The sequence below is a fragment of the Vibrio sp. 2132-1 genome (genome assembly GCF_033344315.1).
In genome coordinates this window covers 64,915-79,945 of the sequence record NZ_JAWPON010000020.1, presented here as the reverse complement: position 1 = coordinate 79,945, position 15,031 = coordinate 64,915, and the positions used below count along the sequence as shown (strand labels likewise).

Here is a 15,031-nt window from a genome sequence, read left to right as displayed (position 1 = left end):
TCAGTGAAAGAGAAGAATTAGCACTTCTCACTTTTTGGTTCAAAAGGTTGGTCATCATGGCCAACCTTTTTTGTATACATTTCACCAAAACCATCATCAATAGCTTCCCCCTATCACAACAATACTCATTACCCATTAGCATTAATGAGAATTATTATCGATAATAAGCTCATCGAAACAAACACGATTGAGTAATTATCATGAAAAAGACACTAACTTTCGCAGCACTGCATTTTACTATCGCATTTAGTGTCGCTTACGTACTCACAGGCGACATTCTAATTGGTAGTTTAATTGCCATGATTGAGCCTTCAGTGAACACCGTAGCCTTCTACTTTCATGAAAAGGCATGGGCAAAAGTCCCAGCACTTAAAGCTCGTCAGTGGATGACCAAATTAAAAACCGCAAGCTTTGCGACCGTGCACTTCAGCGTCGCTTTTACCGTGGTTTACTTACTAACAGGTGATGCATTCGTCGGCGGCGTAATGGCAATGCTAGAGCCGAGTTTGAACACGGTGGCTTACTACTTCCACGAGAAAGTATGGATGCGTAAATCATCAGAAAAAGCTCCAGCACCGCAGTTTTGTTTACATCACCACGCTTAAATATGGAGGCTCACTACGTCTCCTAACGAGAAAAATGACATTTACCATTGACAAGGTTGCGCACCGCAATTAATTTAATTGCGGTGCGCAACTTTATTTTTAGAGGTAAGTGATAATGAACGCTCGTCAACTTCGACACTACTCCCGTCAAGCCGTCCGATTGCTTGGTATGCTTGATAAACAATGCGGCGATGTCGCTCTCACTCCAGTGCAAGCGCACGCATTGGGTGAAATCCAATTGCAGCCATTGACCATCAATCAGCTGGCACAGCAGCTTAATGTCGACAAGTCCAACGCGAGCCGAACCGTTACTGGTTTGATTAAATTAGGTTTGGTCGAGAGCATCGAAAACCCAAAAGACAAACGTAGTCAACTCGTAGCGATTACAGAGCAAGGCCAACAGGCGTTATCACAACTGGACCAACAGCAAAACCACTTCTTTGAACAACTGCTTACCCAACTCGATGACAGCGAGCAAGAGCAACTCAAACTTGGTCTAGAGACTTACCTAAAAGGGCTAACAAAAGTGTGTCAGGCTGAGGAATACGTTCTTCGACCTCTTACTAAAGCAGACAACCCGCAAGTCGCAGATGTGATTCGTAAAGTCTCTGCAGAATACGGCTTAACCGCAGACAAAGGTTATGGTGTGGCCGATCCAACGCTTGATGATATGTATTCGGTGTACAATCAAAACAGGGCCGCCTATTGGGTCATTGAACATCGCGGAGAGATCGTTGGTGGCGGTGGCTTTGCCCCTTTAGCTGGCGAGCCAAATGTGTGTGAACTACAAAAGATGTACTTCTTACCTCAAACACGAGGACACGGTTTAGCCAAACGCATCGTCGCATTGAGCTTACAATTGGCGAAACAATTTGGGTATCAGCAGTGCTATTTAGAGACAACTGAATGTCTGAGAGAAGCGGTAAGCTTGTATGAAAAGCTAGGCTTTGAGCATCTCGATGCCCCGCTTGGACAAACAGGGCATGATGCATGTGAAGTCGTAATGCTTAAGATGCTGTAATAGATAATATTATTAGACGTTAAAGCACAACATGGGTAACACAAAGCTCCTGGCTCAAGGCAACAGTGAAGTTTTGGTGCTGCCCATCCAACTCAACAGACAACTGGTAGAGATCACTTGGATCAGGATCAGTAAGATCGGCATACTTTGGCGCTTCGATCTGGAATAAAGCGCTCGCATGCTCCGCTCGGACATCAATAGGAATATGGTAAGTCATGCCATTGAACTTAACCGATGCCGATACTAAACCCGGCGCAAAAGTTTGGTAGTACAAATCCACCTTAAACTCACAACCACCACCGTGGTGCCAAATCTGCTCGGTTGCCACGCGGTCTAAACGTACATTGCGAATGAACTGCAGATACGGTTCTTGCCATACCCCTAAGCGCTCATCACTTTTTTTATATTCATGATCGGACAGAGAGCACAGCTCAGGTTTATCTTCATCAAACAGAAGATCCTCTTCTTCCTCTAAGAACAAAATTTCAAAGCGGTTACGCCCCATTTGCATGAACGGACGAATGTCTTTCTTGTAGACATTTTGAGAACCGTCACAGTCGAACAATGCTACTCCGTTCAAACGCACTTCTGCATGGTAATCCACACCACCCAACACCATTTCTACCGCTGGGAATGCCATCATGGATTCGTCCACTTCAATGTCATGCATCAGGTGCCACTCTTGCTGACGAATTGCTTCTTCTGTCAGTTCAGCTGGCAATACCTGACTCAAAGGAGCAGGGAAAGTAATGTCATCCTGTGGGATAGAAAGGTCCGTCAGTGGAGAGACTTGCCATAAACCGGCGAGTGAGAGTTGCATATACACCTTGAGCTAGATCAATTTTCACGCATTATAGGGAGAAATCCCCTATAAACTCAATGTGAATTATTTATCGTCTCCACATTCGTCAGTTTTTCAAGGTATAAAAAAACCAGCGTTAAACGCTGGTTTTTCCAAAAGTAGTGAGCTTTGATTACTCGCCGTCTTCATCTTCTTCAGGGTAAAGCGCATCTTCGCCTTCGTAGTACGTACCCCAACCGTCATAGATGATGTCGTATTTTTCTGCCAAGTGAATCAATTTTTCAACTTGCGCATCAATCGCTTCTGCGTCTAGTGCGGACTCCATAGTCGCATCACAGCAAAGCAACTTGTTACCATCTTCATCTTCAGTTTCTTCTGCTTCAAGAACTTCAAAGCCCATCTTGAATGCTTCAACTACCGCTTTTTCTAGCGTGTCAAAATCTTCGGCAAACAGGTGGTGCTCAATTTCGTATAGCGAATCTGGATCGCTGCCATCTTCTAGCAATGCTGCAATGATATCGCGAGTCTCTTCCTTTTGAATCTCAATTAATTCTTCTACTGATAGATATTCATCTTCGTGAGACATGTTTTGGCTCCAGATTAGTTACTTGATGGAAACACAATACCCGATACTGAGTATGCTGATCCGGTGAAATATGGCATGGATTGCGATGAAAAGCCACAAACAAACATCATACCACTGCGATTCTTATCGGTTATTTGAATCTAAATATTAAACCGACCACACAAAGAAACAAAAAATTAACAAAAAATGGCATTTTTTAATATTCAGAACATCCTAATTGACACTTAATGTGGTTATTTTCTCTTTCTATGCGTGTTTATGATGCTTTCTTGAATACACTCACGTGTAAAACGAAGAAGTATAACGAATAAATTCACTTTAATAATGCATAATTTAGAATAAAAATGCACGTTTTATGCACTGTGCGTGTATTCTTTCTCAACGGGAAAATTAGAATAAAAACGCACGCACTCTAATTTTAGTAAAATAGCATTTATATCTAATAACAAATTTCATAAGAATCAAAATAAAAATAAAAAACTCACAAAACCAAAAACACCAGAATATAAACAAAGCTTGATAACTTGCATCTTTCTAGGAAGCTTGTCATAACTAATGGCTGGAAAATTTGTAAGGATACAAAATGAGCAAGCTGTACGTTGGATCAGAAGTTGGTCAACTTCGACGAGTTCTATTAAATCGCCCTGAACGCGCCCTAACCCACTTAACTCCGTCAAACTGTCATGAGTTGCTATTTGATGACGTTCTTGCTGTAGAAGCGGCAGGTGAAGAGCACGATGCATTCGCACGTACGCTGCGCGAGCAAGACGTTGAAGTGCTTCTCCTCCACGATTTACTGGTCGAAACCCTCGCTGTTCCAGAAGCAAAACAATGGCTGCTGAACACTCAGATTTCTGACTTTCGTTACGGGCCAACATTTGCGCGAGACCTACGCCAATACTTTTCAGAAATGGATGATGAACATCTTGCCTGCATATTTTTAGGTGGCTTAGCTTACTCAGAGCTACCGATCTCCTCATCTTCTATGCTGCCAAAAATGAAGCGTCCTCTCGACTTTGTTATTGAGCCACTGCCTAATCACCTCTTTACTCGTGATACCTCATGTTGGGTTTATGGCGGCGTTTCTCTTAACCCGATGATGATGCCTGCACGTCAACGTGAAACAAACCACCTACGTGCGATTTATCGTTGGCACCCAATTTTTGCTGGCCAAGATTTTATCAAATACTTCGGTGACGATGATCTGCATTATGATAATGCGAATGTCGAAGGCGGTGATGTGTTGGTTATTGGTAAAGGTGCAGTTCTTATCGGTATGTCTGAGCGTACGACTGCACAAGGTGTAGAGAACCTTGCAGCGAGCCTATTTAAAGCAGGCCAAGCGACCGAGGTTATTGCAATTGATCTGCCTAAACACCGCTCATGTATGCATTTAGACACTGTGATGACCCATATGGATGTAGATACTTTCTCTGTCTACCCAGAGATCATGCGCAAAGATCTCGACACATGGCGCTTAACACCAAAAGGCAACGGTGAAATGCATGTTGAAGCCTCACATAACTATCTGCACGCGATTGAGTCCGCTCTTGGCTTAGATCAGCTGAAAATCATCACCACTGGTGGCGACAGCTATGAAGCGGAACGCGAACAATGGAATGACGCCAATAACGTTCTAACTGTAAAACCGGGCGTAGTAATTGGTTACGAACGCAACGTATACACCAACGAAAAATACGATAAAGCTGGCATCAAAGTACTGACAGTACCTGGTAACGAGCTTGGTCGTGGTCGCGGTGGCGCTCGCTGTATGAGCTGTCCAATAGAACGAGACGATATATAACTTACTCGTCCCTTTACATTAGGTGAATCAAAACTAAGGTTGATGTGAATACATCAACCTTTTTTAGCTTTATTTAAAAATAATTATTCACAATAAAAGCATTTATATGTTTTAATAAATTCTATTAATCTAATCACATGTACTAAGGGACGAGCTATGGCTTTCAATTTACGTAACCGCAACTTTTTGAAGCTATTGGACTTCTCAACCAAAGAAATCCAGTTTTTGCTCGAACTGTCTGCAGAGCTGAAAAAAGCTCAATATGCAGGAACAGAGCAGAAGACACTTCAAGGTAAAAACATCGCACTAATCTTTGAGAAATCTTCGACTCGTACCCGATGTGCGTTTGAAGTCGCTGCCTTTGACCAAGGTGCTCAAGTCTCTTACATCGGCCCTTCTGGCTCGCAGATCGGTCATAAGGAATCTATGAAAGACACCGCTCGTGTTCTTGGTCGTATGTACGACGGGATTGAATACCGAGGCTTTGGCCAATCCATTGTTGAAGAGCTTGGTACTTATGCTGGTGTTCCAGTGTGGAATGGTTTAACGGATGAGTTCCACCCAACCCAGATCCTTGCTGACTTCCTGACCATGCAAGAGCACGGCCGTGGTAAACAGCTACATGAAATAACCTTCGCTTACCTAGGTGATGCACGCAACAACATGGGTAACTCACTTATGGTGGGCGCAGCGAAAATGGGCATGGATATTCGCCTTGTCGCGCCAAAAGCGTTCTGGCCTGAAGAACAGCTCGTGGCAACTTGTCAAACTATCGCGCAACAAACCGGAGCAAAAATCACGTTAACAGAAAGCGTTGAGGAAGGTGTGAAAGGTTGTGACTTCCTATACACCGACGTTTGGGTGTCTATGGGTGAGTCTGCCGAGGCATGGGATGAACGTGTAGCGTTAATGACACCTTATCAAATCAATATGGACGTGATTAAGCAAACGGGTAATCCACATGTGAAATTCATGCACTGCCTTCCAGCTTTCCACAATGATGAAACCACCGTCGGCAAAGAAGTCGCTGAAAAATACGGTATGAAAGGCCTTGAAGTAACAGAAGAGGTATTTGAATCGGAATACTCCATCGTATTCGACGAAGCTGAAAACCGTATGCATACCATCAAAGCCGTGATGGTTGCGACGCTAGGAAGCTAAACCAGTGCGCAAAAACAGCCGATAAAAACCATGATGTAATCGCTTGCGCTCACGAAAGTTAAGCGTATAATGCTCGGCAATTTGTCTGAGGATTAAGAAATGACCACGCTGATTGCTGACGTAAAAACGCGATTTGCTCTCGCTAAGCGACTACGCTTACGTGGTGTTATTTTCGTTAATTCTATTGAATTTTAAAACCTCCCCATTGGGGAGGTTTTTTTATGTCCAAAATTCCTTTCGGTTATTTGGATGTAGTCATCAATGTTATAGGGAAGAAGATCATGGCGAACTCGCTTTACCAGAAGCACATCATCTCTATTCCAGAGCTTTCACGCGAAGAACTGGAACTTATCGTAGAAACAGCAGGTAGCCTTAAAAAAGCACCTCGACCAGAACTGATTAAAAACAAAGTCGTTGCAAGTTGTTTCTTTGAACCATCAACACGTACACGTTTATCGTTTGAAACAGCGATTCAGCGCATTGGTGGTGACGTGATTGGCTTTGATAATGATGGTAATACCTCTCTGGCGAAAAAAGGCGAAACACTCGCAGATTCAGTACAAGTCATCTCTTCTTACGTCGATGCCTTTGTGATGCGTCATCCACAAGAAGGCGCCGCTCGCTTGGCCTCTGAATTTTCAAATGGCGTGCCAGTGATCAACGCGGGCGACGGTGCAAACCAACACCCAACTCAAACGCTACTCGACCTATACACCATCGCGGAAACACAAGGGCGTCTAGACAACCTGAACGTCGCATTCGTAGGTGACCTAAAATATGGCCGCACAGTGCACTCACTGACTCAAGCCTTAGCAAAGTTTAACAACATCCGCTTCTTCTTTGTTGCACCAGATGCGCTGGCAATGCCAGATTACATCTGCGAAGAACTAGACGAAGCTGGCATTCAATATAGCCTACACACAGACATGGAAAGTGTGATTCCTGAACTGGATATTCTGTACATGACACGCGTACAGAAAGAACGTTTTGACGAATCGGAATACGCACATATTAAGTCGGCTTACATCCTAACGGCGGCACTACTAGAAGGCGCGCGTGAGAACTTGAAAGTGCTGCACCCACTACCACGTGTGGATGAAATTACAACTGATGTTGATAAAACGCCTCATGCTTACTTCTTCCAGCAAGCTCAAAATGGCGTGTATGCTCGCCAAGCACTGCTGGCGCTTGTTCTAAACGAAACACTGTAATCGAGGGGAAAAATCATGGCTAAAGAAACTCAATTGCAGGTAGAAGCAATCAAAAATGGTACGGTCATCGACCACATCCCTGCGCAAATCGGCATCAAAGTATTAAGACTGTTCGATATGCACAATTCATCACAACGCGTAACGATTGGACTGAACTTGCCATCATCAGCACTCGGTCATAAAGATCTACTCAAAATCGAAAATGTGTTTATCAATGAAGAGCAAGCGAGCAAGCTAGCGTTGTATGCTCCTCACGCGACCGTGAATCAAATCGAGAATTATGAAGTGGTGAAAAAGCTCGCGTTAGAGCTTCCTGAGCGCATCAATGATGTATTTGAATGCCCGAATTCAAACTGTATTTCTCATAATGAACCAGTAGAAAGCAGCTTTAGCGTGTTCGAGAAGAAACAAGAAATCCGCCTAAAGTGTAAATACTGCGAGAAAGTGTTCTCACGCGAGATCGTAACCGAGCGATAAACACGCCGCACGACTAGGCTGTGTGTCAGGGTATTTTGCTCTTTACCTACCGAGGGTTTAGAGGCAAACTGAGAATCTTTATTCCCTACAACTGATGGAAAAAATCAAATGACGAAAGTACTTCACACTGAGTCTGCACCAGCAGCAATCGGTCCTTACGTTCAAGGCGTAGATCTAGGTAACATGGTTCTTACTTCAGGCCAAATCCCAGTAAACCCAGCGACAGGTGAAGTGTCTGCTGATATCGCAGAACAAGCTCGTCAGTCTCTAGAAAACGTAAAGGCTGTAGTTGAATCTTCAGGTCTTAAAGTATCTGATATTGTAAAGCTAACGGTTTTTGTTAAAGACCTAAATGACTTTGGCACAGTGAACGAAGTTTACGGCAAGTTCTTTGATGAACACGGCGTAGCAAACTACCCTGCACGCTCTTGTGTAGAAGTGGCTCGCCTACCAAAAGATGTTGGCATCGAGATTGAAGCAATTGCAGTTCGCAAATAATTGTACTTGCTGACAAACATAAAAAACGGGTAGCTCAGGCTACCCGTTTTTTATTGTCTTTTCGTGATGATATCGCAGTAAAACTTAAGCAGCATTACGCTGTTTGACTTCTTCATCTAACGATTCAAGCTTCTCTTTCATCTGTTCACGACAGATATTCGCTAACTCGCGAATGCCCTCTTTACCATAGCCTTCAGTGCTGATTGGAGGTAGCATTTCAACAATCACATGACCATTGTTCCAACGGTTCAGCTTAATTTTATTCGTCGAGCTACATACGATAGGAATGATTGGCACACCTGCTCCAATTGCCGCATGAAAAGCACCTGTTTTGAATGGCAGCAAACCACGCCCACGAGAACGCGTGCCTTCTGGGAACATCCACACCGAAACATCACTTTCTTTCATGCTGCTCACGACCTGATCGATAGTACCTTTTGCTTTAGAGCGATTCGCTCGGTCAATCAGAATGTTACCCGTAAGCCAGTAAAGCTGACCAAACAGTGGCATCCAAGCCAAGCTCTTTTTACCTACTGTCACAACTTTCGGAGTCACAGCCGCAGAAACAGTAAACATGTCCCAGTTGTTCTGGTGGTTAGCAATGTAAACATGTTGGCCGCGTGAATACGCATCTTCAGGGATACGCAACTCTAACTTAATCCCAAACACACGAGACATCTTGGCAAACAAACGGCCAAAAGTGAAAACGTGCTTAGGGTTTCTAGGGCTTAATAGGCAGTAACCACAACCACCAATAAACATAACAATCGCAAAGATAGCGACAGCAAATACACGTAACAGTGCAATCATTCTTGTTCTCCAGGAACCGGCTTTTGCCAGATACAGCTATTAATATCTCTCTTTCCATAAAGGGAAAATATGGTCATGAGAGTGATATAAAAAAGCCGAAACTCAGGTTTCGGCTCTCTTGATATCCAAGTTACCTGCGGTGCAGTTTAACTTGCCTAGCTCACTCGCTCAATATTTGCGCCAAGTGCAGCCAGTTTATTTTCGATTTTGTCGTAACCACGGTCGATATGGTAAATACGATCAACGACGGTTTCGCCTTTAGCAATGCAACCTGCAATAACCAAACTAGCCGAAGCTCGTAGATCGGTTGCCATCACTTGCGCACCGCTGAGTGACTCAACATCACCACAGATAACCGTATTGCCTTCGATCTCAGCTTTAGCGCCCATACGCATGAGTTCTGGTACGTGCATAAAGCGGTTTTCAAAGATAGTCTCTGTGATCACGCCGCCACCTTTCGCCATCATGTTCAGAAGCGTAAATTGAGCTTGCATATCCGTCGGGAAACCAGGATGTGGCGCAGTACGTACACTTACCGCTTTTAGCTCGCGGTCGGTCATATCAACGGAGATCCAATCTTCACCCGTTTCGACAAGCGCGCCAGCTTCTTCCAGCTTGGCGAGAACCGCTTCAAGCAAATGAGCATTAGTGTTGCGACATACCACTTTACCGCCAGATACTGCTGCTGCGACAAGGAATGTTCCCGTCTCAATACGGTCAGCAACCACGTTGTGTTTACAACCGCCTAGGCGCTCAACACCTTCAATCGTAATGGTATCTGTGCCAGCGCCAGAGATTTTTGCGCCAAGCTTATTTAGGAAATCAGCGGTATCGACGATTTCAGGCTCACGCGCAGCGTTATCTAGTGTTGTTGTGCCTTCCGCCAGCGCTGCGGCACACATGATGGTGATCGTCGCGCCTACGCTGACTTTATCCATCACGATGTGCGCGCCTTTTAGACGACCATCCACTTCTGCTTTCACATAACCATCTTCTAATGTAATGGTTGCGCCAAGCTGCTCTAAACCAGAAATATGCAGATCCACAGGACGGGCACCAATGGCACAACCGCCTGGTAAAGAAACCTGACCTTGACCAAAGCGCGCCACCAAAGGACCTAAAGCCCAAATAGAAGCACGCATGGTTTTCACTAAATCATAAGGCGCGCAGTATTCTGTAATACTGCTTGGATCAACATGAACAGAGCCATTGCGGCTTACTTTCGCGCCTAAACGCTTAAGCAATTCCATGGTTGTGTCGATATCACGAAGGTGTGGTACGTTTGCCACTTCTACTGGCTCTTCCGCCAAGATAGACGCAAATAAAATCGGCAGTGCTGCGTTTTTTGCACCTGAAATGGTCACTTCACCAACTAGTGGTTTATCTGACCCAATAACTCGAAACTTTTCCATCAATAAACCTTAAAGCGACATCAATTTCTTATCACGAGCCCACTCTTCTGGTGTGAACGCTTTGATTGATAATGCGTGAATGTCGTTACGCTGGATGTATTCCATCAGAGGAGCATAAATTAGCTGCTGCTTCTTAACGCGGCTCATTCCATCGAAACAAGCATCAACAGCAACCACTTCATAGTGGCTACCTTCACCTTTCACATGCACTTCTTGAAGGTTTAGTGCTTCTTCTAATAACTGTTGTACTTTTGCGCTATCCACAATTTACCCCTGATAATTCTGTATGTGTTTGGCCACTAAAGATTCAACATTGCTCAGTTGAAACAAAGTGCGCAGTTGCGCCGGCACGAAACTGAGCATTATATGACAGTTTTGCTTTTTTGCATGCTCTAATAAGTGGATTAACATCACCATTCCTGCAGAGTCGACTCGCTCTATCTCTTTTAGCGAGCATTCCAGCTCCGATTGAGCAGGTTGCCATTGCTGTGCATACGCCCACAATGAAGGCACTGTATCTCTATCAAGTGCCCCTGTTAGCTTAAGAATGTTTTGATCCAATTGCCACTGAGCGGGAGTCTGGGCCATTATTTCTTCGCCTCGAAGCGGATCGGTTCTGCGGCCAATTTTTCTAAGTCTTTAGCAACAGATAGAATGCCTTCTTGACGAATTTTACTGTTCCATTCGGATTGTTTACTAGAAAGCAAACTAATGCCCTCTGCAATCATATCGAATGCTTCCCACTCACCAGACTGGTTGTCTTTACGCAGTTTAAACTCAAGTTTGATGTTTGGACGCGGAGTATCGATGATATCAACTTTAATGCTTGTAATACGCTTAGAGTCATCAATGCTAGGCTCAGGACCAAACTCAATTTTTTGGTCAGAGTATTGCGTCAACACTTGTGCATAAGACGCAATCAGGTAAGCACGAAATGCATCGATAAACTCAAGTACATGTTCACGCTTAGCACCTTTTAAGTTTGGACCAAGAAGTTTTAACCCTGCATAGCGGTAGTTGACGTAAGGCATTAGCTCTTCTTCAACGATCACTTTAAGTAAATTTGGATCTTGTTTGATTTTCGGCTGTTCGGCTTTCAATCTTTCGAACGTGACTTCAGCTACCTGCTTCATCATCTTATAAGGTTCAGTTTTATCCACCTCTGCTGCTGTTGTTCCAAAGACGCTAAACACAGCACAAACTGAAAGTAGTAATCTCGCTAACATAGTTATTCCTTACTTGAGTCGTCTGAACCACCTACGCTGTATAGTACTTGACCAATTAAGTCTTCAAGCACAAGCGCCGATTTGGTGTCTTCGATGGTATCACCATCCACCAGCATGACTTCATCATCAAAAACGAAGCCAGGTACTAAACCAATGTATTGCTCACCAATCAGGCCAGATGTCAAAATTTGTACGCTCGACGTTTCTGGGAACTGATTGTATTTGCTATTGATAGATAGTGTTACAACTGGCAATAAGTTGTCTGGGTTAAGCGAAATACTACTTACTCGACCAATCACAACGCCCCCCACTTTTACGGGCGAACGAACTTTTAAACTGCCAATATTATCGAACTCGGCTTTGAGGGTATAAGTATCACCAGAGCCAATGCTTTTTACGTCAGCAACTTGAAAAATCATCACAAGAATCGCGCAAATTCCCGCTAATACAAAGCTGCCAACCCATAATTCAGTTTTACGTGTTTGTTGCATGATTAATTCCCAAACATCAATGCGGTCAGTACAAAGTCTAATCCTAGTACTGCTAAAGAAGAATGCACAACAGTGCGCGTAGTTGCTCGGCTGATCCCTTCCGATGTTGGAATAGCATCATAACCGTTAAATAGAGCGACCCAAGTAACCGTAATTGCAAACGCAAAACATTTGATCATACTGTTACCAATGTCTTGTCCTAGCTCAACAGAGGACTGCATCGCTGACCAAAAACTGCCGTGATCAACGCCTTTCCAGTCAACACCAACAAGCTGAGCGCCCCAAATTCCCACAGCCATGAAAATCATAGCCAGTAAAGGCATTGAGATAACCCCAGCCCAAAACCGTGGTGCAATCACTCGTTTCAATGGGTCTACCGCCATCATTTCAAGGCTAGACAGTTGTTCCGTTGCTTTCATTAGACCTATCTCTGCGGTTAACGCAGAACCGGCACGACCAGCAAACAAAAGTGCAGTAACAACAGGTCCTAATTCACGGAGTAAAGAAAGCGCCACCATTTGCCCCAAACTGCCTTCTGCGCCGTAATCCACCAACACAACATAGCCTTGTAGACTCAAAACCATTCCAATGAACAGACCAGATACGACGATGATCGCCAGCGACTGAACACCAACAGAATAAAGTTGCTTAACAAGCAGAGGAAAGCTTCTGATCGGTTGTGGCTTAGAAAATAGCGCCCCAATCAACATGAAAGTCGCACGACCAAATGCTCCGCAAATAGAAAGCGTGCGTCGACCCAGCGAGGCGACAAAGTGAATGAAGTTATCGACCATCAAATAAGTCCTTTTCGATACTTTGAGAAGGGAAACGAAACGGTACAGGACCGTCGGCATCACCTTGTAAGAACTGCTGGACACGAGGATCAGAGTTTTGAGTCAGCTCTTCTGGCGTACCATAGGCGATGATTTTTCCATCGGCCATCAGGTATACCCAGTCAGCAATACTCATGACTTCAGGTACGTCGTGAGAAACCACAATAGAGGTCAAACCTAACGCTTGGTTTAGATTGCTAATTAGCTCAACCAAAACGCCCATAGTAATTGGGTCTTGCCCCACAAACGGCTCATCGTACATGATCAAGTCAGGGTCAAGTGCGATTGCACGAGCCAAAGCAGCGCGTCTTGCCATACCACCTGAAAGCTCACTCGGCATTAATTGCGCCGCGCCGCGCAGACCGACAGCTTCGAGCTTGAGTAACACCATGGTGCGAATCAAATCTTCCGATAAATCGGTATGCTCTCTCAATGGAAAGGCGACATTATCAAAAACATTCAAATCAGTGAATAAAGCCCCTGACTGGAACAACATGCTCATTTTCTTTCGAGCATGGTAGAGTTTTTTACGCGAGAGAGAGGGAATATTGTCGCCATCAAACCAGATCTCTCCTTGCTCGGGATACAACTGACCACCAATCAAACGCAGCAGTGTTGTTTTACCAATTCCCGATGGTCCCATAATGGCCGTCACTTTGCCTTCAGGAACATGCAGATCAATATCATCAAAGATCATGCGTTCTCCCCGTGAAAAAGTGAGGTTGTTCACGGTGACTAAATCGTTGTTCGACATATCATCTCTTCTACTGTAGGAGCGTTGCAACTCACGGAATCATCAAGCAGATACTCATCGGAGTTGAATTCTACGTTTAATAAAGTAACGTCGGTACATTTATTAGGCTGCAATCATAAGCACATTGGCGTTGAATTTAAAGCACTGTTCAATTAAATAAAGTCGAGTATATCCCTGCAATTTCTCATGGTTTATGACCTAATTAGCACGAAGTGTTTAAATCCTAGACCAGAATTGCTCATTTAAATGAGTGAGATTTACATACATTTTCGTTACTAACCTTTAATTTATTCTTCGTTTATCTTCCATTTTAGGCCGCAAAAGGTCAAAATTAGCGGTTATTCATTTTACTTATTTAATACTTAGGAATTCTCATGCTCGAAGCCGTTGCGTTGCTTATAGTCGGTCTTGTTTTGCTTGTTTGGAGTGCAGATAAACTTGTTTTTGGCTCTGCAGCGATAGCCCGCAACGTCGGCATTTCCCCGCTTGTCATCGGCATGACAATCCTTGCGATGGGCTCATCCGCCCCTGAGATGATGGTATCTGCAACCGCTGCTTGGGATGGCAAAACAGATACAGCGGTGGGTAACGTATTAGGCTCAAACATAGCAAACATTGCGTTAATCCTAGGTATTACAGCGCTGATCAAGCCTTTGTCGATTAGCTCCGCCGTCATCCGCCGAGAACTTCCACTCATGATAGCCGTAACCGTACTCGCTGGTATTCTGCTTTGGAATAGCCATCTCGGTTTTTATGAGGGTGTCTTATTGTTTGTACTCTTTGGGGCATTTTTATTTGCTATGTTGCAAATCAGCCGCAAAGAGCAAAAATCAGGTGATGTTTTTCTTGATGACCAAGAGTCAGAGATCCCTGAAGGCGTCAGTAACCCTAAAGCAATCATGTGGGTGGTTATTGGCTTGATACTGCTTCCTTTGGCAGCCAGCATGCTGGTTGATAACGCGGTAATTATTGCTAAACACTTTGGTATGAGCGACCTTGTTATCGGTCTAACTATTATCGCCATTGGCACTAGCCTGCCTGAACTGGCCGCATCACTTGCGGGAGTTTTAAAGGGTGAAGACGACATGGCTGTCGGTAACATTATCGGTTCGAATGTGTTTAACATTCTGGCGGTAATGGGGATTCCTGGCATCATTAATCCATCGGTGCTCAGTGAGTACGCGATGGGACGTGACTTCTGGGTCATGTTAGGCGTTTCATTGTTACTTGTCGCGATGTGTTTGGGTAAATCACGCAGTATTAACCGTATTGAAGGTGCCATCTTGTTTGTGTGCTTCTTAGGTTACCAAGTGTACTTATTCGCAAACATGACCGCTTAA

19 protein-coding genes are annotated in these 15,031 nt (G+C 44.3%); 9 read left to right on the top strand and 10 right to left on the bottom strand.

The annotated features are described in order from the left end of the window. The first annotated feature begins 200 nt into the window (after positions 1 to 200). Together R8N47_RS19870 and R8N47_RS19865 are read left to right on the top strand one after the other, a co-directional pair. Positions 201 to 605, top strand: a complete 405-nt coding sequence (locus R8N47_RS19870; protein WP_005381078.1) for a DUF2061 domain-containing protein — start codon at positions 201 to 203, stop codon at positions 603 to 605. A gap of 115 nt (positions 606 to 720) precedes the next feature. Then, positions 721 to 1,626, top strand: a complete 906-nt coding sequence (locus R8N47_RS19865) for a bifunctional helix-turn-helix transcriptional regulator/GNAT family N-acetyltransferase (RefSeq protein ID WP_017636182.1) — start codon at positions 721 to 723, stop codon at positions 1,624 to 1,626. Between the two features lie 19 nt (positions 1,627 to 1,645). Here the strand turns inward: R8N47_RS19865 and R8N47_RS19860 are convergent, their stop codons facing one another. Together R8N47_RS19860 and rraB are read right to left on the bottom strand one after the other, a co-directional pair. Further along, positions 1,646 to 2,446 (bottom strand): glycosyl hydrolase 2 galactose-binding domain-containing protein, encoded by an 801-nt coding sequence (locus R8N47_RS19860; RefSeq protein ID WP_033906208.1) that lies wholly within the window; start codon positions 2,444 to 2,446, stop codon positions 1,646 to 1,648. A 154-nt stretch (positions 2,447 to 2,600) separates the two neighbouring features. Then, complete coding sequence (rraB, locus tag R8N47_RS19855; RefSeq protein ID WP_005385523.1) at positions 2,601 to 3,014, bottom strand: ribonuclease E inhibitor RraB; 414 nt, start codon at positions 3,012 to 3,014, stop codon at positions 2,601 to 2,603. Positions 3,015 to 3,597: 583 nt separating this feature from the next. Between rraB and arcA the strand changes: the two genes are divergently transcribed. From arcA to R8N47_RS19825, 6 genes are all read left to right on the top strand, one after another. Then, positions 3,598 to 4,818, top strand: coding sequence for an arginine deiminase (gene arcA, locus R8N47_RS19850; protein WP_005381082.1), 1,221 nt, complete (start codon positions 3,598 to 3,600; stop codon positions 4,816 to 4,818). Between the two features lie 156 nt (positions 4,819 to 4,974). Then, positions 4,975 to 5,979 (top strand): ornithine carbamoyltransferase, encoded by a 1,005-nt coding sequence (locus tag R8N47_RS19845; RefSeq protein WP_318070384.1) that lies wholly within the window; start codon positions 4,975 to 4,977, stop codon positions 5,977 to 5,979. A 99-nt stretch (positions 5,980 to 6,078) separates the two neighbouring features. Further along, complete coding sequence (locus R8N47_RS19840; protein WP_005381084.1) at positions 6,079 to 6,174, top strand: hypothetical protein; 96 nt, start codon at positions 6,079 to 6,081, stop codon at positions 6,172 to 6,174. A gap of 86 nt (positions 6,175 to 6,260) precedes the next feature. Next, positions 6,261 to 7,190, top strand: coding sequence for an aspartate carbamoyltransferase (gene pyrB, locus R8N47_RS19835; protein WP_005381085.1), 930 nt, complete (start codon positions 6,261 to 6,263; stop codon positions 7,188 to 7,190). 15 nt (positions 7,191 to 7,205) lie between these two features. Then, on the top strand, positions 7,206 to 7,667 hold the full coding sequence (pyrI, locus tag R8N47_RS19830; protein WP_005381086.1) for an aspartate carbamoyltransferase regulatory subunit: 462 nt from the start codon (positions 7,206 to 7,208) through the stop codon (positions 7,665 to 7,667). Between the two features lie 108 nt (positions 7,668 to 7,775). Next, positions 7,776 to 8,165 carry a RidA family protein gene (locus tag R8N47_RS19825; RefSeq protein WP_005381087.1) on the top strand — a complete coding sequence of 130 codons (390 nt, stop codon included), beginning with the start codon at positions 7,776 to 7,778 and terminating at the stop codon, positions 8,163 to 8,165. 84 nt (positions 8,166 to 8,249) lie between these two features. Here the strand turns inward: R8N47_RS19825 and R8N47_RS19820 are convergent, their stop codons facing one another. The 8 genes from R8N47_RS19820 to mlaF all read right to left on the bottom strand — a co-directional run bounded on the left by R8N47_RS19820 (position 8,250) and on the right by mlaF (position 13,691). Continuing rightward, positions 8,250 to 8,975: a 1-acylglycerol-3-phosphate O-acyltransferase gene (locus R8N47_RS19820; RefSeq protein ID WP_005381088.1), complete on the bottom strand. Its 726-nt coding sequence runs from the start codon at positions 8,973 to 8,975 to the stop codon at positions 8,250 to 8,252. A gap of 155 nt (positions 8,976 to 9,130) precedes the next feature. Next, a complete protein-coding gene (gene murA / locus R8N47_RS19815) occupies positions 9,131 to 10,387 on the bottom strand; it encodes a UDP-N-acetylglucosamine 1-carboxyvinyltransferase (RefSeq protein WP_005388419.1) in 1,257 nt (418 codons plus the stop codon). A 9-nt stretch (positions 10,388 to 10,396) separates the two neighbouring features. Then, positions 10,397 to 10,651: a BolA family iron metabolism protein IbaG gene (ibaG, locus tag R8N47_RS19810; protein ID WP_005381092.1), complete on the bottom strand. Its 255-nt coding sequence runs from the start codon at positions 10,649 to 10,651 to the stop codon at positions 10,397 to 10,399. A gap of 3 nt (positions 10,652 to 10,654) precedes the next feature. Then, entirely contained in the window at positions 10,655 to 10,975 is a 321-nt protein-coding gene (locus tag R8N47_RS19805) for a lipid asymmetry maintenance protein MlaB (protein ID WP_005381093.1), read from the bottom strand. Then, positions 10,975 to 11,613 (bottom strand): phospholipid-binding protein MlaC, encoded by a 639-nt coding sequence (gene mlaC, locus R8N47_RS19800; protein WP_054579419.1) that lies wholly within the window; start codon positions 11,611 to 11,613, stop codon positions 10,975 to 10,977. Before mlaC ends, R8N47_RS19805 begins: the two co-directional genes overlap by 1 nt. Before the next feature lie 2 nt (positions 11,614 to 11,615). Continuing rightward, on the bottom strand, positions 11,616 to 12,104 hold the full coding sequence (mlaD, locus tag R8N47_RS19795) for an outer membrane lipid asymmetry maintenance protein MlaD (protein WP_005381099.1): 489 nt from the start codon (positions 12,102 to 12,104) through the stop codon (positions 11,616 to 11,618). A 2-nt stretch (positions 12,105 to 12,106) separates the two neighbouring features. Continuing rightward, positions 12,107 to 12,898, bottom strand: coding sequence for a lipid asymmetry maintenance ABC transporter permease subunit MlaE (gene mlaE / locus R8N47_RS19790; RefSeq protein ID WP_005381100.1), 792 nt, complete (start codon positions 12,896 to 12,898; stop codon positions 12,107 to 12,109). Further along, entirely contained in the window at positions 12,888 to 13,691 is an 804-nt protein-coding gene (gene mlaF / locus R8N47_RS19785) for a phospholipid ABC transporter ATP-binding protein MlaF (RefSeq protein WP_005388422.1), read from the bottom strand. Before mlaF ends, mlaE begins: the two co-directional genes overlap by 11 nt. 374 nt (positions 13,692 to 14,065) lie before the next feature. On the opposite strand from mlaF, the gene R8N47_RS19780 reads away from it, so the two are divergent. Beyond that, a complete protein-coding gene (locus R8N47_RS19780) occupies positions 14,066 to 15,031 on the top strand; it encodes a calcium/sodium antiporter (protein ID WP_005381102.1) in 966 nt (321 codons plus the stop codon).